Annotated in this window: 26 protein-coding genes and 8 tRNA genes (1 of these 34 running past the window's edge); 5 read left to right on the top strand and 29 right to left on the bottom strand. The window is 47.3% G+C overall.

Going from position 1 to position 26,307, the window contains the following annotated elements:
- Window positions 1-10 precede the first annotated feature (10 nt).
- The 5 genes from HP399_RS10405 to HP399_RS10385 form a co-directional block, all read right to left on the bottom strand.
- Window positions 11-928, bottom strand: a complete 918-nt coding sequence (locus HP399_RS10405) for a fumarylacetoacetate hydrolase family protein (RefSeq protein WP_173617034.1) — start codon at window positions 926-928, stop codon at window positions 11-13.
- Window positions 929-1,209: 281 nt separating this feature from the next.
- Window positions 1,210-2,130, bottom strand: a complete 921-nt coding sequence (locus HP399_RS10400; RefSeq protein ID WP_173617033.1) for an RluA family pseudouridine synthase — start codon at window positions 2,128-2,130, stop codon at window positions 1,210-1,212.
- A gap of 49 nt (window positions 2,131-2,179) precedes the next feature.
- A complete protein-coding gene (locus HP399_RS10395) occupies window positions 2,180-2,695 on the bottom strand; it encodes a hypothetical protein (protein WP_173617032.1) in 516 nt (171 codons plus the stop codon).
- Between the two features lie 71 nt (window positions 2,696-2,766).
- Entirely contained in the window at window positions 2,767-3,471 is a 705-nt protein-coding gene (locus HP399_RS10390; RefSeq protein WP_173617031.1) for an MBL fold metallo-hydrolase, read from the bottom strand.
- A 7-nt stretch (window positions 3,472-3,478) separates the two neighbouring features.
- A complete protein-coding gene (locus HP399_RS10385; RefSeq protein ID WP_173617030.1) occupies window positions 3,479-4,108 on the bottom strand; it encodes a TetR/AcrR family transcriptional regulator in 630 nt (209 codons plus the stop codon).
- A 179-nt stretch (window positions 4,109-4,287) separates the two neighbouring features.
- Here HP399_RS10385 and HP399_RS10380 point away from each other — a divergent pair, with 179 nt between their 5' ends.
- Together HP399_RS10380 and HP399_RS10375 are read left to right on the top strand one after the other, a co-directional pair.
- Entirely contained in the window at window positions 4,288-7,047 is a 2,760-nt protein-coding gene (locus tag HP399_RS10380; RefSeq protein ID WP_217367477.1) for a peptidoglycan-binding protein, read from the top strand.
- 59 nt (window positions 7,048-7,106) lie between these two features.
- Entirely contained in the window at window positions 7,107-8,678 is a 1,572-nt protein-coding gene (locus tag HP399_RS10375) for a hypothetical protein (RefSeq protein ID WP_173617029.1), read from the top strand.
- 58 nt (window positions 8,679-8,736) lie between these two features.
- Here HP399_RS10375 and tpx read toward each other — a convergent pair whose 3' ends face one another.
- From tpx to HP399_RS10360, 3 genes are all read right to left on the bottom strand, one after another.
- Window positions 8,737-9,258: a thiol peroxidase gene (tpx, locus tag HP399_RS10370; RefSeq protein ID WP_007717107.1), complete on the bottom strand. Its 522-nt coding sequence runs from the start codon at window positions 9,256-9,258 to the stop codon at window positions 8,737-8,739.
- Between the two features lie 89 nt (window positions 9,259-9,347).
- Window positions 9,348-9,881, bottom strand: a complete 534-nt coding sequence (locus HP399_RS10365; protein ID WP_173617028.1) for a hypothetical protein — start codon at window positions 9,879-9,881, stop codon at window positions 9,348-9,350.
- A gap of 49 nt (window positions 9,882-9,930) precedes the next feature.
- Window positions 9,931-10,374: a gamma-glutamylcyclotransferase family protein gene (locus tag HP399_RS10360; protein ID WP_173617027.1), complete on the bottom strand. Its 444-nt coding sequence runs from the start codon at window positions 10,372-10,374 to the stop codon at window positions 9,931-9,933.
- Window positions 10,375-10,487: 113 nt separating this feature from the next.
- Between HP399_RS10360 and HP399_RS10355 the strand changes: the two genes are divergently transcribed.
- Both HP399_RS10355 and HP399_RS10350 read left to right on the top strand, forming a co-directional pair.
- Window positions 10,488-13,934 (top strand): pyruvate carboxylase, encoded by a 3,447-nt coding sequence (locus HP399_RS10355; RefSeq protein WP_173617026.1) that lies wholly within the window; start codon window positions 10,488-10,490, stop codon window positions 13,932-13,934.
- Window positions 13,935-14,007: 73 nt separating this feature from the next.
- Complete coding sequence (locus HP399_RS10350; RefSeq protein WP_173617025.1) at window positions 14,008-14,694, top strand: hypothetical protein; 687 nt, start codon at window positions 14,008-14,010, stop codon at window positions 14,692-14,694.
- Window positions 14,695-14,762: 68 nt separating this feature from the next.
- Here the strand turns inward: HP399_RS10350 and ytfJ are convergent, their stop codons facing one another.
- The 13 genes from ytfJ to HP399_RS10285 all read right to left on the bottom strand — a co-directional run bounded on the left by ytfJ (window position 14,763) and on the right by HP399_RS10285 (window position 23,874).
- Window positions 14,763-15,245, bottom strand: a complete 483-nt coding sequence (ytfJ, locus tag HP399_RS10345) for a GerW family sporulation protein (protein WP_173617024.1) — start codon at window positions 15,243-15,245, stop codon at window positions 14,763-14,765.
- 108 nt (window positions 15,246-15,353) lie between these two features.
- A complete protein-coding gene (locus tag HP399_RS10340; protein ID WP_173617023.1) occupies window positions 15,354-16,013 on the bottom strand; it encodes a DUF2953 domain-containing protein in 660 nt (219 codons plus the stop codon).
- A gap of 66 nt (window positions 16,014-16,079) precedes the next feature.
- Entirely contained in the window at window positions 16,080-17,051 is a 972-nt protein-coding gene (locus tag HP399_RS10335; protein WP_228088491.1) for an S-layer homology domain-containing protein, read from the bottom strand.
- A 146-nt stretch (window positions 17,052-17,197) separates the two neighbouring features.
- Window positions 17,198-17,845: a spore cortex-lytic enzyme gene (gene sleB, locus HP399_RS10330; RefSeq protein ID WP_173617022.1), complete on the bottom strand. Its 648-nt coding sequence runs from the start codon at window positions 17,843-17,845 to the stop codon at window positions 17,198-17,200.
- Window positions 17,846-17,939: 94 nt separating this feature from the next.
- A complete protein-coding gene (gene spoVAE, locus HP399_RS10325) occupies window positions 17,940-18,290 on the bottom strand; it encodes a stage V sporulation protein AE (RefSeq protein ID WP_007717126.1) in 351 nt (116 codons plus the stop codon).
- A 4-nt stretch (window positions 18,291-18,294) separates the two neighbouring features.
- Window positions 18,295-19,311 carry a stage V sporulation protein AD gene (gene spoVAD / locus HP399_RS10320; protein WP_173617021.1) on the bottom strand — a complete coding sequence of 339 codons (1,017 nt, stop codon included), beginning with the start codon at window positions 19,309-19,311 and terminating at the stop codon, window positions 18,295-18,297.
- Window positions 19,312-19,314: 3 nt separating this feature from the next.
- Window positions 19,315-19,788, bottom strand: a complete 474-nt coding sequence (gene spoVAC, locus HP399_RS10315) for a stage V sporulation protein AC (RefSeq protein ID WP_088908679.1) — start codon at window positions 19,786-19,788, stop codon at window positions 19,315-19,317.
- Window positions 19,789-19,803: 15 nt separating this feature from the next.
- A complete protein-coding gene (locus tag HP399_RS10310) occupies window positions 19,804-20,664 on the bottom strand; it encodes a DUF421 domain-containing protein (RefSeq protein ID WP_173617020.1) in 861 nt (286 codons plus the stop codon).
- Window positions 20,665-20,748: 84 nt separating this feature from the next.
- Window positions 20,749-20,955, bottom strand: a complete 207-nt coding sequence (locus HP399_RS10305) for a DUF1657 domain-containing protein (RefSeq protein WP_007717150.1) — start codon at window positions 20,953-20,955, stop codon at window positions 20,749-20,751.
- 149 nt (window positions 20,956-21,104) lie between these two features.
- Complete coding sequence (locus HP399_RS10300) at window positions 21,105-21,308, bottom strand: alpha/beta-type small acid-soluble spore protein (protein ID WP_007717155.1); 204 nt, start codon at window positions 21,306-21,308, stop codon at window positions 21,105-21,107.
- A gap of 79 nt (window positions 21,309-21,387) precedes the next feature.
- On the bottom strand, window positions 21,388-22,518 hold the full coding sequence (locus HP399_RS10295) for an MGDG synthase family glycosyltransferase (RefSeq protein WP_173617019.1): 1,131 nt from the start codon (window positions 22,516-22,518) through the stop codon (window positions 21,388-21,390).
- Window positions 22,518-23,102: a YkoP family protein gene (locus HP399_RS10290; RefSeq protein WP_173617018.1), complete on the bottom strand. Its 585-nt coding sequence runs from the start codon at window positions 23,100-23,102 to the stop codon at window positions 22,518-22,520. The genes HP399_RS10295 and HP399_RS10290 overlap by 1 nt, the downstream gene beginning before the upstream one ends.
- 121 nt (window positions 23,103-23,223) lie before the next feature.
- Entirely contained in the window at window positions 23,224-23,874 is a 651-nt protein-coding gene (locus tag HP399_RS10285; protein WP_173617017.1) for a TerC family protein, read from the bottom strand.
- A gap of 213 nt (window positions 23,875-24,087) precedes the next feature.
- On the opposite strand from HP399_RS10285, the gene HP399_RS10280 reads away from it, so the two are divergent.
- Window positions 24,088-25,254 carry a sensor histidine kinase gene (locus tag HP399_RS10280; protein WP_173617016.1) on the top strand — a complete coding sequence of 389 codons (1,167 nt, stop codon included), beginning with the start codon at window positions 24,088-24,090 and terminating at the stop codon, window positions 25,252-25,254.
- 291 nt (window positions 25,255-25,545) lie between these two features.
- Here HP399_RS10280 and HP399_RS10275 read toward each other — a convergent pair.
- From HP399_RS10275 to HP399_RS10240, 8 genes are all read right to left on the bottom strand, one after another.
- Window positions 25,546-25,619 (bottom strand) — tRNA-Gly (locus HP399_RS10275).
- Window positions 25,620-25,633: 14 nt separating this feature from the next.
- Window positions 25,634-25,721, bottom strand: a tRNA-Leu gene (locus HP399_RS10270).
- 25 nt (window positions 25,722-25,746) lie between these two features.
- Window positions 25,747-25,823 (bottom strand) — tRNA-Pro (locus HP399_RS10265).
- A 34-nt stretch (window positions 25,824-25,857) separates the two neighbouring features.
- Window positions 25,858-25,931: transfer RNA gene (locus tag HP399_RS10260), tRNA-Arg, on the bottom strand.
- A gap of 6 nt (window positions 25,932-25,937) precedes the next feature.
- Window positions 25,938-26,013, bottom strand: a tRNA-Gly gene (locus HP399_RS10255).
- Window positions 26,014-26,032: 19 nt separating this feature from the next.
- Window positions 26,033-26,118: transfer RNA gene (locus HP399_RS10250), tRNA-Leu, on the bottom strand.
- A gap of 65 nt (window positions 26,119-26,183) precedes the next feature.
- Window positions 26,184-26,259, bottom strand: a tRNA-Lys gene (locus HP399_RS10245).
- An 8-nt stretch (window positions 26,260-26,267) separates the two neighbouring features.
- Window positions 26,268-26,307, bottom strand: a tRNA-Tyr gene (locus HP399_RS10240) (it continues 45 nt past the right edge of the window).

Genomic DNA, 26,307 nt, shown 5'->3' with positions numbered 1-26,307 from the left:
TTTTTCATCCTTATTCACAAATCGTATTGCGAAGCACACCGAGGCGTTCCACCTCTAGCTCCACTACATCACCTGGCGCAAGCCAAGCATACTGCTCTGTCCCCAGCTCTAAAATGCAGCCAGTCCCTACTGTTCCCGATCCGATAACATCTCCGGGATACAAGGAACAGTCTTCTGAGGCACGGGCAATCATTTCAGCGAATGTATAGTGAATGTCTTTGAAGTTTCCTTTTGAATACTCCCTACCATTGATGCGTGCCACCATCTCCAGATCGTAGCGGCTGCCCTTTTCGCCTGTGATACGTACATCTTCCAGCTCCTCTGGTGTAACCAGCCACGGTCCCATAGACGTTGCGAAGTCTTTGCCTTTGGCTGGCCCTAATCCGACCTTGACCTCTTCCCGTTGTATATCCCGGGCGCTCCAGTCGTTTAAGATACAATATCCTGCGATGTGCTCTTCCGCTCGTTCTACTGGAATGTTTACTCCTGCTTTTCCAATCACGCAGGCAATTTCCAGCTCATAGTCCAGCCACTCGGTTGCTTTGGGTCTGCGAATATTCGCTTGCGTCCCTGTAAAAGCTGCTGCATTTGAAAAATAAAAGACGGGGAAGTGATACCATTCAGGCACCATCGGAAGTCCGCGTTTGGCTCGCGCTGTCATCACATGGGCCTCGAAGGCGTAAAAGTCACGAAAGCTGGCGGGACGCGGGAGTGGCGAACCTAGCTCGACTTGCTCCAAATCCCAGCCATCCTGTGCCTCGTATGCTGTTTGGAGAACGGGTAGCCAGTTCGCCCACTCCTCGAGCAAACCACTCACTGTGCTCGGCGCGCCTGGGCAAGCATGTGCAATATCTTTGACTTTTCCTTCGTGCAAGAGCCCCGCTCGCCAAGCATCCCTTTCCCTTTCTCGATAGGAAACTAGCTTCATGAAACCCTCTCCTTCTCTTGGGCAAATAAGAAAACCCAGCTCACCCCCAAAGCAATTCCGGTGCATGACAAATAGAAAGGGAAACCCTCTTTGTCAAAACGATCCGAAACAGGCTTCAGGCGCAAGCTGGGTCTAGTCTGCTACTGAAAAAAATCTTTGCGGGATTTTCCCCCGCAGACAGCCAGCTATTCTCTGTTGTGTTTCCAATGTTTGTAACGAATTTCTTCTATCATATCGAAAACGCTTACAGCTTTCCAGAGGGAAATGACGAAATTTTTCGCCTAGGTCATTTCCTTGCACGGATAATCGGGAAAAAATTGTTGGACTAGCTGCTCCATATCACGTGGCAGCGGCTCCTCCAAGCTCATTGCAAGACCGCTACGCGGATGGACAAAGGATAGCGCCCATGCATGCAAAGCTTGTCTGCCGATATGCTCCCTTTCTCCCCCATACAGATCATCTCCTGCAAGTGGGTACCCTTCACTGCTCATATGTACACGAATTTGATGAGTGCGTCCCGTCTCCAGCTTCACCTCAACAAAACTCATTCCTTCCCCTCGGGCAAGCACACGATAGTGGGTAACAGCTGTCTGCCCATCCGGTCTCACCTGTCTGGTGATAAACGAATTTTCCGCTAGACCAATCGGCGAATCAATCGTACCTTCGTCTGACTCCACGATCCCTTGAACGATAGCTCGATAGGTCCGCTGCAACGTCCTGATCTGCTGCATGCGGCTGAATTGTTCATGCGCCCATTGATTCTTGGCTACGATCATCAAGCCTGATGTATCTTTATCCAAACGGTTCACCGCTCGGAACTTTCTGTGCTCACCACGCTTTTTCCAATAAGCGATCATCCCGTTTGCCAACGTTCCACTGGGATGATTTCCTGTCGGATGAACGACCAATCCCGCTGGCTTTGCGATGACCATCAAATCCTCGTCCTCGTAACGGATGGAGAGTGGCATATCCTCTGGGGCAACGGTCTCTTCCGCCTCTTCCTCCACCATGACTGCTATTTTGTCGCCGGCATGCAATTTTTCGTTCACAAAAACGAGGGCACCATTCCGAGTAATGGAACCTTTAAACTTGGCACGTATAAGCAAGCGGCGTGATACACCATAGCGCTTTTGCAGTACTTCTCGCACAGTTTGCCCTGCATCTGCCTCATCAACTGTGAAGCTAATTAATTCTTCTAGCATGTTGTCTCTCCTTTAAGTCTTCCCTCCCCCTCAGTATAGCAAAAAACGATCATGGCTGTTTGGCCATAACCGTCTGGTATGCTGATCCGATGCTGTCCTTTACTTCGATGACAAATGCATGCCCTGCATCCCCTTGCGTCCACTGACCGCGAACGTCAAACAAATACCAGCCTGGCTGTTCGGGGGCCTTCCACTGATTGCCGTTCTCTATTACTTGCTCTACTTCTTTCATGCCGTTCCATTGGGTTACCTTGAGCGTATTTGTAGTTGGCTGCTGGGCAAAAGTGACGGTCAGCGTAGCCCCTGGCCTTACTTGCAGTGGGGCAGGCTTTTGCTCTGCGACGAGTTCCGGTGGTGCCGCCGTATCCTTGCAGATCGCCTCGTTATTGTAGCTCCAGCAGGAAGATGCGGGCACCGTCGTAGCTGTTTTTCCGCTCCATTCAATGACTGGCTGTGGTGGTTCCGAAAGCTGCGAAGTCCCTTGCGCGGACGTTCCGTTCCCACACCCCGTCAGTAACAGTGTCGCTATCAGAAAAAGTTGACCAATCCATCCTACCTTTTTCATCCAATCACCTCAAACCTATGACGCGAGAAAAAGGGGATTCGTTTCATACGACTTGGTAGTCGATCATTGCCCTATGATTGCCAAACACGAGTTGGAATCGAAAAAGTAGTAGAGACCTCTTTTAAATAGTCATCAAGCTGTTCTGCCGGATTTTCGATCGGCTTGCCATGGCATACTTCCAAATGGCGTGGTCGCAATTGGCGGACGATCAAACTGCTTTTGAGTGCTTGAGCCATATCCGCCGTAAACATCGGCATGGGACGATGCAATCTGCCGCGTTTGGAAGTAAACAAGTCTCCTGCCAAAAGCACTCCGTCCTTTTCATGATAATACACTACATGCCCCGGAGAATGACCAGGTGTCAGATAAGGCTGCAGCCCGCCAATGGGAGCTATATTCCCTTCTGCATCCTCTCGCAAAGACTGAGCCAAGCCAGGCTGGACGTTTACTTCCAGCTTTTTACGACGAGGATACAGCTCTTTCCCTTCCATATACGGAATCTCGATTCGATGGGCAAAGACTGGTACAGATTCTGCCGCCGCGATTTTTTTAACGGCCCCCACGTGATCCGAATGACCATGCGTCAGCAAAATTCGCTTGAGTGGTCCTGCATTCAGCTGCTTTATAAAAGCCATAATCCGTTTCGTCATAAATGGCATCCCCGCATCGACAAGCGTAACGCCATCCTCCTCCCTGACAATCCAGACCCGCAAAGGAATCAACAACCATGCTTTGATACACCAAATGTTCGCCGAGATTTGCTCCACTCTGATCATTCTACCGTCACTCCCTGTTCATTATTTTTTGACTTCCTGCGAGAAAAACATCTACGGATAGAGCGAATGTAGGTGCCAGCCTTTCCATCAAGCTGTCCAATGGTTCTTCGGAATGTGTATACGTACCGACGATGCCATGCAACGTGTAGAAGTAAATCCGAGTATGGGCCAGCGCTTTTTCTTCCTCTATGTCACTTGGCAAGCATCGTCTTACAGCCTCACTCAGTAAACCAAACAATTGATTGCGCAGCGTTTGCAATTCTTTTTCCGGTTCCTCTACATCGATCCGAGAGGCTTTGATCATGAAGAATAAGGTATACATCGTTCGATTGCGCAAGCAAAAGTGGATGAACTGACTGCTGATTTCACGCAGATTCTCTTCTGGTGTTCGTCCTTGTTTGGACAGTGTTTCTTCCATTTGTAGAGTCAAGCTTTGCAAAGGTTCCTTGGACAGATAATGAAGCAGTGCTTCTTTGTCCTTGAAATAAATATAGAGGGTTGTATGGGAACAGCCGGCTGCTTTGGCGATTTCCCTGATGGATACCGTATCAAAGCCTCGGGTGGCGAAAAGGTCTGCTGCCGCCGTCAAAATCGCCCGTTTCGTTTCTTCTGAGCGTATTTCTTGCTTGCTTGCCATAAATAACATTCAACTCCTTGTTTCTCAAAAATAACCATAGGTTAGTAACCTGTGGTTATAACATAACCGACGGTTACTAAGTTCGTCAAGGGTGTTTTCTGGGATATGTAATCTTTAAGTGGTAAATAGTAGTAACCGAGGGCATTCTGGCTAGAACTTTAAATTAGGAGGCGCCTTATATGTCAAATATAAAACGAATTACGGATTTCTCTAAATACAATTCTATCTTGCCCTACGCAAGCGAAATGTTTGGTGTATATCAGTCTTTGATCGGTTGGAAATCAAAGCGGCTGCTAAATCGAATCAAAATTGGAGTAGATCCCTTACTACCGCAACTACGCCCGTATCTTGAAAGCAAAAAATTCACTTTCAATGCGGACGGATTCGTATCATCAAAGGAGTTACAGCTGGCTGGATTCGCAGGTCCTCATGTGATTAGCCATGACATTTCAGTTGTACTTCAGAAAATTTGCGACAATTTGCGAGAATATGGAAAGATGCCGAGTGACAGTACTGAGTGGGCGCACTTCGTGGACAGAGATATTCTTCAAAGGATTTTGGAAGAGAATGTATCAGAGCATTTCAACATTATTTTAAGGGACAACTACTACCGTATCTATAGTTTGACGCCATATCCCAATGAAACGGAGGAAACCTTTAAACAACGCCAGAGCCTACTTAAAGAACAAATCCAGGAAGAAGTACGCAGGGGCATCGCAAATGAGGAAGCCTTCGCAGGCGCCCTCACTAAACTTTTGTATAACAACCGCATTAACGAGCTCAACAGAATTTTCTTTTCTAAGCTTGACTTAAATGCGGAAGAGGGATTTCTTCGGATCCTAGAGAGAAATGACATCAATTACGATGATCCTTATCTCACCTTTGACCCCAAAAAAGATGTGAAAGACGTGACTTTGTCCCCACTTGGTATTGTCCACTTATTCCAGCAGTATTTCTTCGAATTAGATACATTTCTCGGACCACCGACTAGTCACGTTTGGCTAAGTCCCGGATCGACGGTCGAACTAATTGAAACTAGCTCTCGAAAAACGATTACAGAGCGGACTGTTGAGTTATCCAGCGAAACAGCAAGGAAAACAGAGAACAGTATGACAGATCAAGATGAGATAAGCACGGCTGTCAAGGAAGAGAACAAAAACGACCTGAAGCTAGGTATCACATCCACTGTGAATCAGTCTTGGGGAACAGGAAGCATTACTGCTACTGGAAGTCTAAACATGGATCAAACTCAACAGGTAGCTAGAGAATCAACCTATAAAAAGATGCGTCAGCAAACGAATAAATTGTCAACTGAGATTCGAGAAAATTATAAATCAACGTTTAAAACCATTACCGAGTCTACGGATACTTCCAGCAAACGCTATATGTTGTCCAATATCACAGGTAAGCTGATTAACTATGAATTACGCAGGAAAATGAGACAAGTAGGTATTCAGGTTCAAGATATCGGTACCTATCTTTGCTGGGAAACCTTTGTGGATGAGCCTGGCGAAGATCTCGGGTTGGCCAACCTGATTCACATTGCGCAACCAGCCAATTTATTGCCAGTACCTGATACGTCTGTAATTCCCTACCCTTCTGAACAATTCATTTCATGCAAAGTTAGTGGCACGTGGAATTTTGGGGATCAACGAAAGTATGGTTTTGTAGTGTTAACTGTTTTTGACCCACCGCCTGCACCTGAGGGACTTGAAGTTGAAAAGCAACAAGAAAACATCATCCTTCCAGCCTATCAGGTCTCGGGTATTGGTGAAGATTTCACGGGTTCTTGGGGGTTCGGTGCAAGGTTCTTACCTTCTGGCAAGCTTGAGATGGGTGTAATAACAGGAGATGATGGATTAGAATGGGACGAACGCGTGGACTTTGTAGTGAGTGTAGCTTTGAAATATGTTGCGAGCGCTGCTAAACGGGCGGAAATCGATGCGCTCAATAAAGCAAAGAGAACCACTGCTGATGTTGCCACCGCTGAAAATATCCGAATAACAGAGGAGGCTTTTAACAAGGCCGTCAAGGAGCGAGTCGAATATGCCCGTGATCTCTCAAAGCGTAAATACGAAGAATTACGGGACGAAGAGCGCATCATGGTCTATCGAAAGTTGATCAGCACTTTAATGACCGATTTTCAGTACAAACATACTGATAACGCGAGCCGTCACGTTCTCTCAGAGCTGATTCAATCGATCTTCGATATCGATAAAATGCTTTACTTTGTTGCCCCGGAATGGTGGAAACCTCGGAAGAAAAAGCTTGGTCTGTTCGATCTCCAGTCACAACTAAATAGTAACCTCGTGACTTGGTCCGATGGTGACCCGCGACCAGACAATTACTTGGTAACAGAAAAGAGTGTACCAGCGCCGATGGGTAGTTCACTCGGCTGGCTCCTGCAGTTAGATGGTGATAATTTACGGAATGCATTCCTTAATGCACCGTGGGTGAAGGCAATTATTCCAGTGCGGCCAGGGAAGGAACAGGCAGCGTTACATTGGTTGCAATCTTCCAATGTGGAAGGATCTGACGGACTGAACGCTGCTTATGCAGCACCATCTGATGAATTGAATAAAATCAGAACAGGTTTGGGAATGGATTTGGGAGCGACAGTGACGCTCAAAGATGCAATTGATTACCTTTGCGTTGAAGTGGCCGAGAAATACGCGGAGTCCAATCAAGTCAAGACTTATCCGAACACGGAGATCAACTTAGAAAATAAAGTAACAACGACCCCTACTCAAAAAGTATACGAGCATGGCTTCTATCCATTACAAGGCGGATTCCGTGCCAACCCGAATGATCCTAATCCTGACCCTAATAACAAGGATAAGAATTTCCAAGTTTTTGACCAGTGGATAGAAGTATTACCCACAGATCAAGTGGTACCAGTAGAAGTTGTTTATGATCCGAAGACAGGGAGACAACTGTAACTATTTAGCAGTGGCCGTTATATCCAACGCATAAATAACAAAAATTGGGTGGAAAATACATGGATTTAACAATACAAGTCAAAGATGTAACGGGAACATTGATCAGCGGGGCAAACGTCTTATGCGAATCAATAGAGGGACATCGCTCTGGAAAAACGGATACCCATGGACAGGTTATTCTAGGCACGATGCCAGCCGAAGAATTTATGATTGAAGTAACTCATCCTCTGTACTTGGAGGAATCCGTCCATGTTGTCCCACCAAAGGGAAGTGGATTTTCGGTTTGGGACAATCCCGTATGTATTTTTTCACCCCCCGCTACTGTTATTGTCTTAATGTCCCGGATTCGTACCGCATCATCTTTTCCGATTTCAAATGACGAGATGAAGCGGCGAAAATCGTTCAATCCAAATGGAGCCTTTACTTGGATTGACCATGCTGGTAATCGTACTCAACGTTACCTGGCAATGTTTAACGAAGAAGCTCTATTCGTCCCGGTGAGTCATCCTTTATTCCCCACTAAACCGACAGAAGGATGGGGGCGCTTTCATCACAATGAACCAGTTAAGATTAACCCAAGTCGAATGGGAGATCTATTTTGGTTAGAATGGGGAGTTGGCGATAAAAGCCCTCGTTTACTTGTAGCTGTATGGGTACCTCGCAGGCGTGGTGTCACTCTGAGCAAACTTGACTTCGTTATCTTCTTCACCCCCAATACTGCCATCCCTGGAAAGTTTCCTGCCCGTAAAGAAGAATATCCATACATGTCGTGGAAAATAGGAGATATACTTGTTCAGCCTTATCTAGGGCTTGGCCACCGTTATTTGTTTCGTGAAAAATGGCTTGCCTACCAATTACTCGCGGCTAAGCGTCAGGCAGTTCTAGTAGTACCTATCCAACCATATGGGGACTGGGGACCATTTGCTCATGCAGCAGGATTGGCAAGGCTTTTGGCTGAGATTACACACTTTCTTCATCGCACTGGCTATACCTCAGGTAATCAAACGAGTACCGACGAGGATCATGCTCTCACACCACGCTTTCGTATCAGTCGCAATGCCATTCATCAACCACCTCCTACGATACAGCGTGTAGTATTGAGTGGGTTTAGTGCCGGTGTCGGTCCGATCGCAACTATGCTTCCGACAACAATTGGCCAAAAATTGAATGACCGGAATTTTAGTATCAATGGGCTCGACAGTCACACTCTATTTGGCGCCGATGTTGCCCCGTTTCTTAACGTATGGAAAGAAGTTTGGGACCACGACGCACCTTCCTATATTAGAACTTTGCTAGACAAAGATCTTCCTGTATGGTTACGAAAAGATAACGAGCGAATGGCTCGATGTTATCAAACCGATGACACTGGGTCCTATGGGTGGATCGAGAAGACCCCACTGCGCGAATTTGTTAAAGGCCCGGTTTTGAAACCAACAAATGGGTTACTGGCAGCTGAACATCATGCAGACAACCGATGCTCACTCGTCTATTTTGGTTCAGGCTACTTAAAGCATTCGACAAGCACTTTAGAAATTAGCCCGGTGTTTTGGCGTTCCAAGGATGATCACCAAGCTGTCCCAATGGTCACATTTATGCATGCCGCTTCACTCAGTGGCTTGGAAAAAATTTAATGCGCGACGCAAAAAACTCCCCCTTCGCCATCAGGACAAAGAGGGAGTTTTTTGTTGCTTACTTCGCAGCTTGTGCAGCAGCAATCGCAGCTTCGTAGTTTGGATGCTCACCAGCAGCAGCCACATACTCAGCGTGTACAACCTTGTCGTTTGCATCGATTACGAATACTGCGCGAGCCAAGAGACGGAATTCTTTGATCGCTACGCCGTAAGCTGTACCGAAGGACAGGTCTTTGTGGTCAGATACTGTCTTCACTTTGTCGATGCCAGCAGCACCGCACCAGCGGTTTTGCGCGAATGGCAGGTCAACGGAAACAGTCAGCACAGTAACGCCTTCCAATTTCGCAGCCTCTTCGTTGAAACGGCGAGTTTGTGCATCGCACACGCCAGTGTCAATAGAAGGGATTACAGAGATGATGCGAACAGTTCCCTTGGAATCTTCCAAAGTTACAGGGGACAGATCGCCACCTACTACAGTAAAGTTAGGAGCAGTATCTCCTACTTTGATTTCAGGACCGAGCAGTGTTACAGGACCACCTTTGAATACAAATGCGCCTTGACGCTCAACAGCAGTTGTCATGATTTCTTCCTCCTCACCAAATCTTTCAGTATGTACCTCAATTATCATACCCTATCATTCACTTTTTTTCACTATGCCAATAGTAGAAATTACAGATTCACTTGCACTTTCCCGCTTTGCTTGGCTTGTACCTCAGCGATTCGCTTCACTTCATGCTCATACTCCCAATCCGTTTTCGCATTCAGCTCATGACAGCGCATCAGCGCGTGATAGAGGGCAAAAGCAAAGGTAACCTGCTTCATTTCGTACCGCGTTCCATGTGCTTTCGGCAATGCTGTGTTGATAATCTCAATTTGATACGTAGCTTTTTCCCGCTTGTCCCTGACTGGCACGATATACCCCATACGCTTTAAGACATGACCGTAATCGAATTCTCCTTCATCGTCAAAATCAATGGTGTCGTCCGATGTTGCTAAATACTCCAGCAAGGTCCCCATATCCAGCGTTTCGAAGCAAGCAGGCTGTGGCATGGACAAAACTGAGCCGTCATTGTTTACAAAATAAATATGGTCGCGATAATGAAAGATCAGTTCATCTTCTGGAACTTCGTCGGGAAACATCCAGTGATTTTGCGGAATCAAGTAACGCCAGATTTGTGCAGGTTCACAATGGAGTAATTCCATGGCAGGGCTCCCTCCTTTTCCCTACCAGTTTTGGCAAAACGAGCAATGGCTATTCAGACTGCTCTTGCATGTAGCGTCGCCAATTCCCATGCGGAATGTGCACGCCTGTTTGCTTGACCAGGTCTTGATCCAAATAACGATATACGTAGACGTTCACGACCTGAGCTGTTTCTTCCATCGTCGCTGACACGATGATCCGCTCGTATTCATTGCGCGGATCACCCTCGCCATAGTAGGTCTCCAGCTCGTCCAGTCCAGCTAACGCTTGCTCATACACGTCAGGGGCAAATGTGACGATCTCCCCCACGACCTCCTGCTCTCCTTTCAGCAATCCCGGATAGCCTGCCGGCAAATGATAGATCTCACCTAGGATCGTCGCAGGTGTTGCCTCATGTTTATACGTTTTCACGTAATTCCTATGATTTCCAAAGCCCGTCAAAAGTGTGCCGTACACAAATACAGGCAGCTTGTCGTTCTGATTGTTCACGTTCATCCATCCTCCTGTGATCGAAAAAAGGTGTGTCTTGTGTCGAGAAAATTTTGTATATTTGTTCTATATATAATTTTAATACGTCTTTTTTTCCGAGACGTAAGGGGGAGAGAATAATGAAAAAGAGAAAAATCAATCGCCTACTGGTAGCAAACCGCGGTGAGATCGCCATTCGGATCTTTCGCGCAGCAACGGAACTCGGCATACGTACGGTAGCCGTGTACTCCGAGCAGGACAACGTTTCTATCCATCGCTTCAAGGCCGACGAGTCTTACTTGGTCGGAGCCGGAAAAGGGCCTATTGAGGCTTACCTCGATATCGAAAGCATCATCGAGATTGCCAAGCGCAACGATATCGATGCCATTCACCCAGGCTATGGATTTCTTGCTGAGAATGCTGATTTTGCAAAGCGTTGCCAAGAGGAAGGCATCATTTTCATTGGACCATCCCCTGAGCTGATCGACAAATTCGGGGACAAGGTAGAAGCCCGTCGTCTTGCGATTGAAGCGGAAATCCCAGTGATTCCAGGCACTCCAGAACCAATCGAAACACTCCAAGAGGCGCTTCTCTTTGCCAAAGAATACGGCTACCCCATCATTATTAAAGGCGTATCTGGCGGCGGAGGCCGTGGTATGCGTATCGTCCGCAGTCAGGATGAATTGCAATATTCGTTAGATCGCGCACGTTCCGAGGCCCGCTCTTCCTTTGGCAATGCCAAGGTGTATTTGGAGCGATACTTAGAACAGCCCAAACACATCGAGGTCCAAATTCTCGGTGACAACTATGGAAACATCGTCCATCTGTATGAGCGCGATTGCTCTGTTCAACGGCGCCATCAAAAAGTGGTCGAAGTAGCACCGAGCCTATCGTTGGATGACAAACTGCGTGAAGATATTTGCCAGGCTGCTCTCACTCTCATGCAAAAAGCCGGTTATTCGAACGCTGGTACTGTCGAGTTTTTGTTAACGCCGGACAAGCGTTTTTATTTTATAGAAGTCAATCCACGCATTCAAGTAGAGCATACCATCACGGAGCTCATCACTGGAATCGACATTGTTCAGTCGCAGATTCGCGTAGCCGAGGGGCATGCGCTCTCCGATGAGGAAATTGGCATCAATGCGCAAAGTGATATCCAGATGAGTGGTTTTGCCATCCAGTGCCGTGTCACAACAGAAGACGCTGAAAACAACTTCCTGCCAGATGCTGGTCGCTTGTCCGCCTGGCGTTCCGGTGGAGGCTTCGGCGTAAGGCTGGACGGCGGCAATGGTTATCCAGGCGCGATCATTACACCGTTTTACGACTCGCTTCTGGTCAAAATCTCCACGTATGGCGCGAGCTTTGATCAAGCCGCTCGCAAAATGCTGCGCACACTGCGTGAGTTCCGTATTCGTGGCGTGAAAACGAACCTGCCGTTTTTGGAGAATGTCGTGACACATCCTGATTTTTTGAGTGGCAACTACGATACATCGTTTATTGACACCAAACCAGAGCTGTTCATCTTCCCTGGCCGTCAAGACCGTGGTACCAAATTACTATCTTATATCGGAGACACGATTGTCAACGGATATCCTGGTCTCCAGAAATCGGAGAAAAAGCCGCACTTCGACTCGCCTCGCATCCCGCGGACACCATTTACTCAGCCATATCCGAACGGCACGAAGCAAATTCTAGACAAAGAAGGTGCCGATGGTCTCGTACGCTGGATTCAGGCGCAGAAGCAGGTGCTTGTCACAGACACGACATTCCGCGATGCCCACCAGTCTTTGTTTGCTACGCGTGTGCGCACCTACGATCTCGCTACTATTGCAGAAGCGACAGGCAAGCTCGGTTCCGGGCTCTTCTCGCTGGAGATGTGGGGCGGCGCCACTTTTGACACGACGATGCGCTTTTTGCAGGAATCTCCCTGGGAACGACTGCAAATTCTCCGCCAACGCATACCGAATGTTCTGTTCCAAATGCTCTTGCGCGGAGCAAATGGCGTAGGCTACACCAATTACCCGGATAATGTGATCCATGCCTTCGTCAAAGCCTCTGCGGAAAATGGCATCGATGTCTTTCGGATCTTTGACAGCTTGAACTGGCTTCCTGGGATGCAAACAGCCATTGAAGCCGTACGCGAATCTGGCAAGGTAGCCGAAGCAGCGATTTGCTACACCGGAGATATTCTAGACCCGACCAAAACCAAATACAGCTTGGCCTACTATGTCAATCTGGCTAAAGAATTGGAAAAAGCAGGTGCCCATATTCTCGCGATCAAGGATATGGCAGGTCTTTTGAAGCCGTATGCTGCTCATTCGCTCGTCTCTGCTTTAAAACAAGAAATCAGCATTCCGATCCATCTGCATACTCACGATACGTCAGGAAACGCTGGCGCCATGCTTCTGAAAGCGATCGAAGCAGGCGTGGATATCGTCGATGCTTGCGCCAGCTCCATGTCTGGACTCACTTCCCAACCAAGCTTGAACGGGTTGATCGCGAGCCTAGCCCATACGGAGCGTGAGACTGGCTTATCTCTTGAATCGTTCAACAAGCTGTCTGATTACTGGGAGGATGTACGTCCGTCCTACCAAGGCTTTGAAAGCGGCATGAAAGCGAGTAACACTGAGGTGTACGTTCACGAAATGCCTGGAGGCCAATACACCAATCTGGAGCAGCAAGCCAAAGCGGTTGGTCTGGAAGGTCGTTGGGACGAAGTGAAGCACATGTATGCTGTCGTCAATCAAATGTGTGGCGACATCGTAAAAGTGACCCCGTCATCCAAGGTCGTCGGTGACATGGCCCTGTTCATGGTCCAAAACAATTTGAATGAGGAAAACATTTGGGAGAAAGGCACACGCCTCGACTTTCCGGATTCCGTCATTCAATTTTTCCAAGGGTATCTTGGCCAACCGCCGGGAGGATTCCCGAAGGAGTTGCAGGAGCTCGTGCTAAAAGGTCGCGATGCCTTTACTGCACGTCCAGGTGAATTGCTCGCGCCCGTTGACTTTACGCAAGTTGCCGCTGAGCTGGAAGCCAAAATCGGACGTGAGCCCAGTCATCTAGACGTCCTGTCCTATATCATGTATCCGCAAGTCTATTTGCAATTTGAACAACGCCTGAAGGAATACGGTGACCTGTCGGTATTGAATACGGGAACGTTTTTCTACGGGTTGCGTCCGGGTGAGGAAACCGCCATTACGATCGAGCGCGGTAAGACACTGATTATCAAGCTGGTCGCAGTTGGCGAGCTTCATCCAGATGGACGACGCATCATCTATTTTGAACTGAACGGACAGCCACGTGAAATCTTCATCCGTGACCAGTCTGCAAAAGTCTCTGAACTGATCCGCCGAAAAGCAGAAGCACAAAATCCTGCCCACCTCGGTGCCTCTATGCCAGGGAAAGTGCTCAAGGTGCTTGTAGCTGAAGGTGACAAGGTGCGAAAAGGTGAGCATCTTTTGGTGAGTGAAGCGATGAAAATGGAGACGACGATTCAAGCCCCGCTCGACGGAAAAATTAAAGCTGTCTACGTGAAAGCAGGCGAAGCCATTCAAACTGGCGATCTGCTCATTGAAATGGAGTAGGCATCGTCTATAATAGGAGATAGTAAATTGTTCCTGGGGATTCATTCCATTTGCTTATGAGGAGGTGATCGACATGAAAACGAATCGAGTCAGCCATGTTCCATTTACGCAGCGGGTAGGGCGCTATCATTCCCATATGCTTCAGGCAAAATTAAGCACGCCAGTCAACCCGATCTTCCGTTATAATTTGCAGCCGTACTACACTCGTCAGCAGCAATGGACAACGGAGCTTTCCGATTCCTTATCGCGTCTGTACCGGTTTTCCTCAGATTTGGAGAAGAGTGCTCGGGAATTGATTGCCGCCGGGAAAGACAGCGAGGCTGAACCTGACATTGAGCTATTGTATGAGCGAACACAGTCGTTAGTAAGTAAAAATAATCGCCTACAGCTATTTCTTGCGGAAAAAGCAGATACCTTGACGACGCAAAAGCTGGATGCATTCGCTCAAGTGGCAAAAGATGAAGAGGAAAAACTCCAAACGTTTGGAATCAAGCTGTTACCAGATGGACAACTGGAAATGGATAATGAGAAATGGTTGGAGGCCGTACAGACCCGCTATGTGGACTATAGAAATACAATGGAGCGTGTAGCCCAAGCATTCAGAGCAGGTACGTTGGGATTGCAAAGCAAGCCCCTCGGCTCCTTTTCCCGTTATTACGAGGAAGCGATGGCCCTCCATCCTTATATCGCCTCCTCCAGCTCGAGCCTTCATTATCAGCATGTTGCGAAAACAGGCTTGTATGTAAACGAACTCTGGTAATGTCATACGCCTACTATCGAAAAAACAGGTATGCCCCGTTTGTGGAGCATACCTGTTTTGTGTTTTCCTTACTTTCGATCCATAAGGTCTTCCAAATCTTGTTCTTCTGCTCTGGCAATTATCGTATTGGAATAAACAGTAGGTTCATCCGATTTGGTAAACATCCCCTGAACTTTATCCACGATTTGCGGAACAGAATCCAAAATCCGGTCATAGAGATGGGTCGTATTTTCAAGCGGAATCGAACGAATTCCTTGTTTGCCCACGACCAAAAATGCTACAGGTGTGATGGAGACACCGCCCCCACTACCCCCACCAAATGGGTGACCAGTATGTTCATGCTGTTGAGTGTGTTGGTGCCCATTATGATGGTGATCGTATTGGAACTCACTACCCCCGGCCGCGAAACCAAATCCTACCTTGGAGATCGGAAGAATGACACTACCGTCAGGTGTCTCAACAGGATCACCAATGATTGTATTCACGTCCACCATTTGCTTGAGATTTTCCATCGCTGTTCTCATGAGGCCTTGAATCGGGTGGTCTGCCATATTTGTCGCTCCTCCTTCCTATCTGTTTCATGTTTTATCATTCCCCCAACAAATCCGGAGCATGTACCCTGCACAAGGGAATAAATATATATGCTCTCACATTTGTGATTAAGCACGCGTAGGCGCAGCTTGCCATTTTCGCTGTTTATTTTTTCGAATCCGCAGAAAAACTTTTAGCGCATAGAAAACGAACTGGCCCAAATAAAAATGCAACACCGCTTGAACTTTCGTATGTAGAAGTGCTTGGTTCCAGACAGGCTGTACACTCATGGCAGGCTTCGTCTGTAAAGAGATGGAGTGGGAGAGAATCCCGACTATCAGGCTTTTTACTCCCCAGATTAGTCCTGTCAGCGCCCCTGTTTCCGCTGCCTGACCTGTGCCCAACAACGTATGCCATTCTAACTTCGTACAGCGAATTTGTTTGAACAGGTCTTTTAGCAAAGGCAGCAAGTCACGTACTCTTTCCAGCACGTCACGATAATTGCGATACCATATCTTCACTTGTCTCCGCGTAAAATCTTTGACCTTTTCCCGAAGCTTGCTTCCATGCTGGATCGTTTCCACCTTTGCAACAAGCTCAGGCCCAGCTTCTGTCATTTTCAAGAGGAGAATGGGAATTTCGTATTTCCTGCGAATGATACCCCAAGCTGCAATCGTAATCTCCAATTGATCATTATCACCTTCGCGACTGTATAAACACGTCAACTGTATTGGCGTGATCACTAGTAGGACAAATAAACCAAGCAATCCTAGCAACACCCATACCATGAAAAAATCCCACCCCTTCCACGTTAGTATGAGTGGAAAGAGCAGGAAATATGATCAGCATTTTTATTAGTCAAGCACGTATACTTTGACGCCTTTTTGCAAGCCATGATTTTCAGCTTCGTTCAACGTCGGAAGATACAGATCCACATGGCGTTGCTTTACCGCACCACCGATATCAGCTGCCACTGCATAGCCGTAGCCATCGATGTACAAGTGCGTACCAAGCGGGATGACATTTGGATCAACCGCTACAACACCTTCGCGCAGTGGATACTCCAGATACGACAGGATCTTGTCGTTCGTGTAGCTGTAAGCAGTCGTTTGTACCGTTAATTCCTGGCGAAAAGGTGTTCCGTTTGCGAGAGCTTTTGTCGTTCTCGGCTTATCCGGAAGCAAGTGAAGGGCCGCATATGTGGCTGCTTCGGCTCTCGTCATGTACTTGTTTGGCTTCAATGTACCGTCCTCATAGGCACTCATTAACCCGTTTTGCATGGCGTAAACGAGTGGGCGTTGCTCTTTCTCTTTCACGTTGTTCCCATCCGGGTATTGGTTCAATCTCTGGATCGTCGTAGACCACTTCAAGTTATTGACTACTCCGCTGTCCCCCATCGTTCTTACCAGAATAGAGGCGAGCTCTGCTCTTTTTACTGGGGCATCCGGATGTAAGTACAGGTGATTCCCCTGCTTTTGCCCATGGACAATTCCCAGTCGATAGGCCGTCTCTGCATAGGACGACAGCCAGCTGTTTGCCGGTACGTCCGCAAAGGATGATTGCTTATTGCCAAGAGGTTCAATACTTTTCGCATTCACAAACATCGTAAGAAGTTCACCCAATGTCACGTTGTCATCAGGTCGAAAATATTCGTTTTGACCAATTACGTCGGCTATGTAAAGTTGATTGATTTCTTGTTCTGCCCAATGGCCGCTAATGTCTACATAAGGTGTTTCGTTCATTTTCGTTGTTTCTGCCTCGACAACTGGTGTACCTATGAGCAAAAAGGCTGCCAGCGAGGCAAGGATCATCCGTTTCTTCATCATCAACCTCCATGGGGAAATTTGCGAATCCTTTCGTATCATTTTATCGAACTATTTTGCAAAAACAATGAACAATAGTTTCCAGTAAAAAGGAAAGCCCTCGAACAGCATCATGACGAATACTGTTTCAAGGGCTGCATGAACAGTGGTTAAATGGAAAAAATGTGTTTGCCGATCTTTTTCACTTGTGTACGAGACCAAATCCATTTGGAGGTCGCCGTAACAGGGTTAAAGTAGTAAAGAGAATGGTTAGTCGGGTCCCATCCTCGTACAGCATCCCAAGCTGCCTTGTAAGCAGTCTTGTTAGGAGTCATCCAGAATTGTCCATCATCTACAGCGGTAAACGCTAATGGCTCAAAGATGACACCCGCAAGTGTATTGGGAAAGTTTTTGGACTGGACACGGTTTAACGCAACCGCAGCCACAGCTACTTGGCCCTCATAAGGTTCTCCGCGTGCTTCGGAATAGACCAGCTGTGCCAGCATCTGCATTTCCGCTTTATTTACCGACACTTTCTTTAGAACGCGCCATGTATGTGGACCAGTGATACCGTCAATCTGTAATCCGTATGCTTTTTGAAACTGTCTGACGGCCTTTGTTGTATTCGCTCCGTAAATGCCATCCATTTTGCCATTGTAGTAGCCCAGCATCTGCAAACGATACTGCAAATCCCATACATCCCCGTTCACACTACCACGCTGAATCTGTGTGGCTGCCAGGGAGTCGGCCGGGAAAATAAACGCTACAGCCATAAAGGCAGCAAGTAAGGTTGTTACTGCTTTCTTGCTCCACCACATAAATTGTTCCCTCCTTTACCCAACTCATTCTACAAGTTGGCGAAAGTAGGTTCAATTCAAGTATTTTGGCACAAGTGGCAACATGTACCTGCTATTATCCTTTTGGACGGAACAAGACTGCCGTGATAAATCCGAAGACGATAGCAGCCGAAATCCCCGCACTCGTCACTTCAAAAATGCCAGTAATAATGCCTATTACCCCATGCTTCTCGGCCTCCGCCATTGCCCCGTGCACCAGTGCATTTCCAAAGCTCGTGATGGGTACTGTCGCTCCTGCTCCGGCAAAATTAACCAGTGGCTCGTATAGACCGAGTCCGTCTAGCACTGCCCCAGTGACAACAAGAGAGGACATCGTATGGGCAGGTGTGAGCTTGACGACATCCATGAGAAATTGACCGATTAAGCAAATCGTTCCTCCTACGAGAAACGCCCACAAAAACATCATGGTATCACTCTCCAAGTTGCTCCGACTCAACAGCCACGGCATGGGCGATGCAAGGAATGCTTTCTCCCTGCTGGAAGGTCAACGGGGATAAGAGGGCTCCCGTGGCAACCAGCAAGATTCGCTTCCATTCTCCTTCCTTCATCCGCCGAAGTAGGTGCCCGTACGTCACTGTAGCGATACAGCCGCATCCGCTTCCACCCGACCACACATTTGGATTTTCTCCATAAATGAGCTTCCCGCAATCGACATAGCGCTCTAAGGGAACTTGCATGTGATGCTTGGGCAATAGATCAGATAAAATGGCATGGCCCGTTCGTCCTAAATCGCCTGTTACGATCAAATCATAATGGTCGTGAGGGAGCTGAAAGTCTCGGAAATGCGACTCAATCGTGGATAACGCGGCAGGAGCCATCGCTGCTCCCATATTGAATGGGTCTGTCAATCCCATATCGACTATATGCCCGATGGTGGCTCCCGTAATCCGCAATCCCTTACCCTGACTGGCTACAACAGCAGCCCCTGCTCCCGTCACTGTCCATTGTGCCGTTGGGGGCTTCTGTGAGCCATACTCCGTTGGATAACGATATTGCTTTTCCGCAGCCCCATTGTGACTGGAGGTAGCAGCCAAGACGTAATCAGCAGCTTGACTATTCACCATGAGAGCAGCCAAGGCCAAGCCTTCCATCGCTGTTGAGCACGCTCCGAAAATCCCCAGAAACGGAATCGAAAGCGTTCGGGCCGAAAAGCTGGCAGAGATGATCTGGTTCATTAAATCCCCGGCAAGCATAAAGTTTATTTGCTCTTTCGTGAGCCCCGCTTTCTCCATCGCTTTCGAGCACGCTTCTTCTAGCAGGACTTTCTCCGCCTTTTCCCAACTATCTTGGCCAATCGACAAGTCACCGTGCAGGATATCAAAGTCGTCGGCTAACGGTCCCTTAGCCTCAAAAGGCCCACCAATCGCAGCGTGACCGAGAATGACAGGTTTTAAAGGAAAGACCCAAGACTGATGACCTTGGCGCATCCGTCAGCCTCCCATCGTAAACAAGGTTTTGATCAAGCCAACGACGAATGCCGCCGCCACTCCAAACACAATCACTGACCCCGCGAGTTTGAACATGTTACCGCCGACTCCCAGCACAAATCCTTCGCTGCGATGCTCAATCGCTGCAGATGCAATTGAGTTGGCAAAACCCGTAACCGGCACACTCGTACCCGCCCCAGCCCATTGGGCAATCCGGTCATATAGTCCTAGACCGGTCAAAAGAGCCGAAAGAATGATCAAGACAGCTACTGTAGGATTCCCAGCAGTTTTCTCCGTAAAATCGAAGTAGTGAATGAACATTTCTTGTATCCCTTGTCCGATCATACAAATGCCGCCCCCCACTAAAAATGCCCGGGTAAAATTGCGTAAAAGCGGTCGCGGAGGCTCGTGCGTCTTTGCCAATTGCTGATATTCCTGCTGGACGGGGGTCAGCTTTTTCTTTTTTTGATCTGCCATGTCACTTACTCCTTTTTACCGTATCAGGAACGGTTTTACTCCATCGATAATCTGTTGTAGCTGTTCCGAATCGGTTTGGTAGGTACGCTTCATTTGTTCATTTTTTGTATTGAGTGCATACAACTCGAGATCCGCCTGACATTTTTTCAATGTAGCAAAAGCCAGCTTCATCGCTTGGGCACCAGGAACCATCAGTTTATCGTCATACAGGTCGAGATAGAGCTCTCCACCTTTGTCTACTTGGCCGAGGAAAACATTTTCCAAAGCCACTCCCGCTTTTTGCAGCTCCGTGCGAACCCATCTGCGATTCAGACCTGCTGTTGCCAGAGGCTCGTCCATGATCACCCCATCCATAATGACCACTTGATTCTCTTCCGAAGGTGCCACTGTCAATTCAAGGTGTTTGGGGGTTACCGGCTGACTCTCTGATTTTAATAAGACACTGACTTCCCCACTTGTCTCCATTAACGCAAACTCTACATCGGCTACTCGGAACACGTTTTTGATTCGTAATTGTTCCATCAAGTCTTCCGCTGTCAAGCGTTCCTTTTTCAGATTGTCTTCCAAAATCTTGCCTTCCTTGATGAGAACCGTTGATTTCCCTTCAAATAGGTCACGGAGAAACTTACTCTTGAGTGAAAGCCACTCCATTAAATAAGGGAAAAGCGCAAAAACCCCCATGCCGATCAAACTATGATAGATCGGTCCATCCATTTCGGTTGCCATGAAGGCCGCAATCGAACCGATGCTGATGCCGACAATGTATTCGATGTATGTAAGTTGCTTGATTTGCCTTTTCCCAATAATCTTCGTCAATAAAAATAAGTACGCAACTGCGCCAATGGCACGCAGCATGATAGTTAACCAGTCAGGCATAAGCCACCTCCATCACCTGAGGTGATTGTTATAGATAGTAAAACCAAGAGAGAGGAAGTCCCTCTCCCTTTCCCAACACTTCCACTAGAATCCCTTAAACTGTGGTTCTTCCTTTTCCAGCTCCGTTACACGCTGCTGGAGGTTATCTACAATGGATTGCGTTTGCTCTGCTGCTTGCGAATACAGTTGCTTCGCTTTCTTGTTTTGCGTGCTCAGAGCAAACGTTTCAAAATCTGCTTGTGCGCCTTTCAAGCTGGCAAGCGTTTGTTTCACTTGTGCTCCTACTGTCATATCCACTCACCTCCTAACACATATAGAATCCGCCTCCACCCATTATTTATGCGGAGGTCTTCCCTATTTTCATCTGTAAATAATTACCTCTTATTAGAAAAATAAAAAGAGAGACACCATAGGTGCCTCCCTTCATCCAGCTTATGAGATTAGCCACGTCCAGCCAGTTGTTGCTCAGCAAAGGAGACAAGACGTTTTGTAATCTCTCCTCCAACTGAACCGTTTTGACGGGAAGTGGTGTCTGGTCCAAGCTGAACACCGAATTCGGATGCGATTTCGTATTTCAGTTGGTCCAGAGCTTGGTTTGCTTGAGGAACCACCAGATTGTTACTGGATCTGTTGTTGTTCGCCATTTATATCACCTCCTCGTCGTTTGTAAGTTTAATATGTGTGAAGTTTTGCTTGTTCATTCGTTCTTTTTTTCTTCCAATTTTAGTCTGTTAATTGGAGCAGGGCATGGGCTATTCGATGAGCTGCTTCTGGTCGCCCCAGCTTGTCCAAACCTCCTACAAAAGCATCCCTTTTTTCAGGCTGACGCCATGACCTGATGATTTCTTTGATTTCTACTGCCGTTTCAGCCAAGATCGCCGCTTGTTGCTCGAGTAAAAAGGAGCAATTATGCTTTTCTTGTCCGGGCAATGGGTGAAATAAAATGAGCGGTGTCTTAAGAGCAAGTGACTCCGCACACGAAATGCCACCTGGCTTCGTTATATAGGCGTCAGCTGCTCCAATCCACTGCCACATTTGCGGCTCAAACCCTTTCAGTATAAAACGATGGTCAGTGATCTCCGTACCTAACAGGCCCGTCAGTCGTCTGTACAGGCTTGTATTCTTCCCAGTCACGACTACGATCTGCAATGGTTGCTCTTCCAACAGCAACTCTCGTACGACCTGCTCCACTCCACCATAACCACCTTCTCCGCCACCAATCAACACGGTGAATTGATCTGGCACAAGTCCAAGCTGTTTTTTCCAAGCCGCTTTGTCGGTATGCAACGCTGTCGTAAAAGCAGGCCGAACTGGAATGCCATAAACATGGATTTTTTCAGGGGCAATCCCATAGCGTTCGATTAGAATTTGTGCAATTTGCTCATGTGCCACCATGTATGCATCAATTTCTGGATGAACCCAGAACCGATTAATATGGAAGTCCGTGGGCACACAAACGAGCTGGAAAGGCTTGGACACCCTTTTCTTCGCTTCTGCCAATGCGGACAAGCAGTATGCATGCGTAGCAATGACGACATCTGGCTTCTCTTCTTGCAACAGTTGATTGGTAAATTTTGCGGATAGCCACCATCCCAGAGCTTTGCTCAATGCACTGCTCAGCATTTCATCCTGTTCATAGATGCGTTGCCACACGGGTTGACCGTAGCGCAGCATATTGCGATAAAAAAAATGAGAGAGCACACGTAGGCCTGGACTGGCGGTTTTTAGCCCTCCCACCACTCGCGCCGATCGTGCACCCTCACTTTCCAGTAAAACTTCTTGCAGAGCTTCGGCAGCCATCCGATGACCACTCCCTGCCCATTCCTCTGTCACTAACAGAAACCGCTTTGGCATTAGTAGGACTCTCCTAGAGGCTGCTTGCCCTCAGCATATCGATTTAGTAAAAATTCCTTGGACATATAAACACGCTTTAGGGGCCTTTCATGATTCCATGATTGCAATCGTCGCTTTCCATTGGGATGCACGATTCTGAGCATGAGACGCAAGTACCATCGCTTGTATCGAAAAAACCAGGTCATGGGCACATCAGAAATGGAGAAGCCCAAAGGTGTTACCCCTTTATGTAGCATGGTCGTTCCCACTATCCCTTTTATTTGATCCTTATCTTCCATCGAATCCAGGAACGTGGCTAGCTTCGGCAGTGATTGGAGGATATGTCTTCGCAAAAGAAGTGCCACGCGCAGTTCATCCTTCACTCCTTTGCACAATGTAGCAAAGTAATAATTGTGTATATGTAGCTTTAAAATCAAATCCCCGTCATGAATGATGCAGTTATCGGTAGTAACAAGTGGCTCTCCCCGATAGCGTAAAACAACAACCCGAAATATATTGTTCCCTTTCTCAATATAGGTAAGTCTGGTGCAACGCTGGTAGATTTCATCCCAGTATCCCCATAGCATCAAGAGGCTTGTATTCATTTCGAAATAGTTCCTTTCCCGCTATGTTTTCATTAAGCTGGATGTGACCACTTACATTTTCGCAAAACGGCCATGACCTTTGTTGTAGTATGCCCAACAATGTACAATCCTCATCACCTTTTCACGTCCTTTTCATCCGCCCCCAAAACATAACTACTACGGCAGCAAATACGGGCAACCACATATGATTGAGAAGCAAAGGATTCACCCACTTCCAGACATACGGATCCTGAAGACACATTTCAACGGCTGTAAAGGTAAGAATTCCGCCGCCAATGATGACCATACTGGGAAAACGATTCATCATGCGGGCAATCCACACACTTCCCCACATTAATAGTGGAATGCTCATCGCTAACCCCAGCAAAACTAACCATAAATCGCCATGTGCTGCTCCACCAACTGCCAAAACATTGTCCAAACTCATGACAAAATCTGCTACTATGATAGTCCTGACTGCCTGACCAATTGTCTGATTATGCGATACGTTTGCGAGCTCTTCATTCTCACCCAGCATCAGCTTACATGCTATCCATAGCAATAATAATCCCCCGATTGCCTTCACGAGAGGAATATCCAACATCCAGGTAGTCATTCCCGTTAGCACAATTCGCAAGAGGATTGCACCCAATGTCCCATATAAAATCGCCCGTTTTCTCTCATTTCTTGGGAGTCCGCGGCAGGCCATACCTATGACCACAGCATTGTCGCTGCTTAATACCAGATCGATCATAAAGATGTGTACAAGACCCAGCCAAAAATACTCGCCCATCCCTGCCTCCCTGGTCCAATAAAGTTCGTCCATTCTACTTTATGCGACTGGAATCGGACTCATGATTGAATATTTTTCCGAAAAAAGGCGGTTTTCAGCGGATTTTGTAGATAAAAACTTCCGAAAAAAATACATTTTATTGCGAAATCAGGCTAATTATACCTTGTCTAAATTAGGCATTTTCCCTTACGATTTTAGTGGGGTGGATAAGAGATGGTGGAGACCGTGACGCTAAACCTTTATGACGTTTCAAGGAAGATTTTAGACTTAACACCAAGTATCACCACAATATGGCTGCAAGAAATTGTTCGCAGCATGGAAATTCCTGTAACCATTCCTCGCGATTTTGCAGAAAAACGAACAGTGCTCTTGGCTCGCTATCTGGTTGAGGATGTAGATCATGACATGCAGACTTGGGCATTAGATATGGGAGAGTGGCTTCGTTCTCAGGAATTCCCCTTCTCCTCCATTTTGCGCACGTATCAATTGTACCGGAATGTATTCTGGCGGGTTCTCCAACCGGAATTACAGAGATGGTCCCTCTCCTCACAAGAAATGCACTATTTGGAAAGCCAACTGGGCAAGGCCATGGATGAAAGTGTGTTCTGGGCTGTTTATCATTTTGAACAAATGATTAATAAAGAGCTGGTCCAGAAGGAAGAAACGATCTCCTATTTGCATAACGACAAACTGACCATGCTCGGTAAAATAGCCGCCAATATGGCTCATGAGCTGCGCAATCCGTTGTGCGCCATTGAAGGGTTCCTGAAGCTGATCGGCGAGTCTACACAGGAACAGGCCCAGCTTCAGACGTATATCCAAGTCGTCATGCATGAATTTGAGAATTTACATCGGCAACTGACCGGATTCCTCAGCTTTTCAAAAAAACCAATTCTCGATGAAATCTTTAAAACCGTTCAAGTAGAAGAACTGCTTGAAGAAGTAGAGATGCTGATTACGCCTCGCCTCGTGGGAGAAAACATACGTTTTGAAAAACAAATCCACCCCTGCTCACTCGCATGTTATGAAGAAGGCTTGAAGCAAGTTGTCGTCAATCTATTAAACAATGCCATTGACGCCGTACAAAATCGCACAGACAAGTATATTCATGTCATTTCCACTTCTTCAGATGGATGGCTCTATTTGAGTGTGGAAAACAATGGCGAAAGGATTCCACCCGAGATCGTGGAAAATCTTTTCCAACCATTCTTTACGACTAAACAAAATGGGACAGGTATCGGCTTGTCCATCTGCAAAAATATTATCGAAAAGCATCAAGGTACGATCCATTGTGATTCCAATGAAAAACGCACACGCTTTATCGTTTCTCTGCCGATTGCGAATGCCCAGGAAGTTGGTCCGCGATTGGAAGCTCTCTAGGTCGCTCTCTTTTGTATCACGCAAAAAAGCCCCCTGACAAGGCAGGAGGCAAGGCAAGAGATCCGTTACCAATTTCATCGGTAAGCGACCTTAGTTTTACTGTACACGAAAACATATGTTGCTACCATAGAAAACGTCAGACAGCTTTCGACAAAAATTTATACCTGTATTGAACAAAGGCTTATCTATTCAACTATTGGATAAGCCTTCATACTTTTGCCTCAAGTAAAAATAGTCCTGCTTTCCTAGACATAAAAAAGCAGAGAACCAATTGGCTCTCTGCTTTATGTATGGAGCGGGTGATGGGAATCGAACCCACGCGACCAGCTTGGAAGGCTGGAGTTCTACCATTGAACTACACCCGCATCAAAATAGATGCTGGTGCCGAGGACCGGACTTGAACCGGTACGGGAGAAACTCCCGACAGATTTTAAGTCTGTTGCGTCTGCCCATTCCGCCACCCCGGCAAACCTGTAAAACGTGGGCAAATCATGGTCGGGAAGACAGGATTCGAACCTGCGACCCCTTGGTCCCAAGCCAAGTACTCTACCAAGCTGAGCTACTTCCCGACATTATATCTTCTTCACTTTTGTAGTAAAGAAGCGTGCCCTGAGAGATTCGAACTCCCGACCTTTTGATTCGTAGTCAAACGCTCTATCCAGCTGAGCTAAGGGCACATGTTATGGAGCGGACGAAGGGTCTCGAACCCTCGACCTTCGCCTTGGCAAGGCGACGCTCTACCAATTGAGCTACGTCCGCATTGTAAGAAGAAGTTGATTGGTGCGGTCGAGAGGACTTGAACCTCCACGGTGTTGCCACCACTGGCACCTGAAGCCAGCGCGTCTGCCATTCCGCCACGACCGCATATTCCCATCCAAGTAGCCAGATCTGTTAATAAGCTGACTTTCACTTTTCGGGTTTGTAAAAACTGGTGAGCCATGAAGGACTCGAACCTTCGACCCTCTGATTAAAAGTCAGATGCTCTACCAACTGAGCTAATGGCTCATGAAAAATGGTGGGGAGAGACGGATTCGAACCGCCGAACCCGGAGGG

Source organism: Brevibacillus sp. DP1.3A, assembly GCF_013284245.2.
Classification (GTDB): Bacteria; Bacillota; Bacilli; order Brevibacillales; family Brevibacillaceae; genus Brevibacillus.
Note: the sequence above shows the minus strand (reverse complement) of the source record. Positions and strands in the feature narration are given on the sequence as shown.

Bases quoted from the DNA above. Each gene is read 5' to 3' on its own strand.
- HP399_RS10405 (WP_173617034.1), bottom strand. From the start codon at position 928: ATGAAGCTAGTTTCCTATCGAGAAAGGGAAAGGGATGCTTGGCGAGCG.
- HP399_RS10400 (WP_173617033.1), bottom strand. From the start codon at position 2,130: ATGCTAGAAGAATTAATTAGCTTCACAGTTGATGAGGCAGATGCAGGG.
- HP399_RS10395 (WP_173617032.1), bottom strand. From the start codon at position 2,695: ATGAAAAAGGTAGGATGGATTGGTCAACTTTTTCTGATAGCGACACTG.
- HP399_RS10390 (WP_173617031.1), bottom strand. From the start codon at position 3,471: ATGATCAGAGTGGAGCAAATCTCGGCGAACATTTGGTGTATCAAAGCA.
- HP399_RS10385 (WP_173617030.1), bottom strand. From the start codon at position 4,108: ATGGCAAGCAAGCAAGAAATACGCTCAGAAGAAACGAAACGGGCGATT.
- HP399_RS10380 (WP_217367477.1), top strand. From the start codon at position 4,288: ATGTCAAATATAAAACGAATTACGGATTTCTCTAAATACAATTCTATC.
- HP399_RS10375 (WP_173617029.1), top strand. From the start codon at position 7,107: ATGGATTTAACAATACAAGTCAAAGATGTAACGGGAACATTGATCAGC.
- tpx (WP_007717107.1), bottom strand. From the start codon at position 9,258: ATGACAACTGCTGTTGAGCGTCAAGGCGCATTTGTATTCAAAGGTGGT.
- HP399_RS10365 (WP_173617028.1), bottom strand. From the start codon at position 9,881: ATGGAATTACTCCATTGTGAACCTGCACAAATCTGGCGTTACTTGATT.
- HP399_RS10360 (WP_173617027.1), bottom strand. From the start codon at position 10,374: ATGAACGTGAACAATCAGAACGACAAGCTGCCTGTATTTGTGTACGGC.
- HP399_RS10355 (WP_173617026.1), top strand. From the start codon at position 10,488: ATGAAAAAGAGAAAAATCAATCGCCTACTGGTAGCAAACCGCGGTGAG.
- HP399_RS10350 (WP_173617025.1), top strand. From the start codon at position 14,008: ATGAAAACGAATCGAGTCAGCCATGTTCCATTTACGCAGCGGGTAGGG.
- ytfJ (WP_173617024.1), bottom strand. From the start codon at position 15,245: ATGGCAGACCACCCGATTCAAGGCCTCATGAGAACAGCGATGGAAAAT.
- HP399_RS10340 (WP_173617023.1), bottom strand. From the start codon at position 16,013: ATGGTATGGGTGTTGCTAGGATTGCTTGGTTTATTTGTCCTACTAGTG.
- HP399_RS10335 (WP_228088491.1), bottom strand. From the start codon at position 17,051: ATGATGAAGAAACGGATGATCCTTGCCTCGCTGGCAGCCTTTTTGCTC.
- sleB (WP_173617022.1), bottom strand. From the start codon at position 17,845: ATGTGGTGGAGCAAGAAAGCAGTAACAACCTTACTTGCTGCCTTTATG.
- spoVAE (WP_007717126.1), bottom strand. From the start codon at position 18,290: ATGATGTTTTTGTGGGCGTTTCTCGTAGGAGGAACGATTTGCTTAATC.
- spoVAD (WP_173617021.1), bottom strand. From the start codon at position 19,311: ATGCGCCAAGGTCATCAGTCTTGGGTCTTTCCTTTAAAACCTGTCATT.
- spoVAC (WP_088908679.1), bottom strand. From the start codon at position 19,788: ATGGCAGATCAAAAAAAGAAAAAGCTGACCCCCGTCCAGCAGGAATAT.
- HP399_RS10310 (WP_173617020.1), bottom strand. From the start codon at position 20,664: ATGCCTGACTGGTTAACTATCATGCTGCGTGCCATTGGCGCAGTTGCG.
- HP399_RS10305 (WP_007717150.1), bottom strand. From the start codon at position 20,955: ATGACAGTAGGAGCACAAGTGAAACAAACGCTTGCCAGCTTGAAAGGC.
- HP399_RS10300 (WP_007717155.1), bottom strand. From the start codon at position 21,308: ATGGCGAACAACAACAGATCCAGTAACAATCTGGTGGTTCCTCAAGCA.
- HP399_RS10295 (WP_173617019.1), bottom strand. From the start codon at position 22,518: ATGCCAAAGCGGTTTCTGTTAGTGACAGAGGAATGGGCAGGGAGTGGT.
- HP399_RS10290 (WP_173617018.1), bottom strand. From the start codon at position 23,102: ATGAATACAAGCCTCTTGATGCTATGGGGATACTGGGATGAAATCTAC.
- HP399_RS10285 (WP_173617017.1), bottom strand. From the start codon at position 23,874: ATGGGCGAGTATTTTTGGCTGGGTCTTGTACACATCTTTATGATCGAT.
- HP399_RS10280 (WP_173617016.1), top strand. From the start codon at position 24,088: ATGGTGGAGACCGTGACGCTAAACCTTTATGACGTTTCAAGGAAGATT.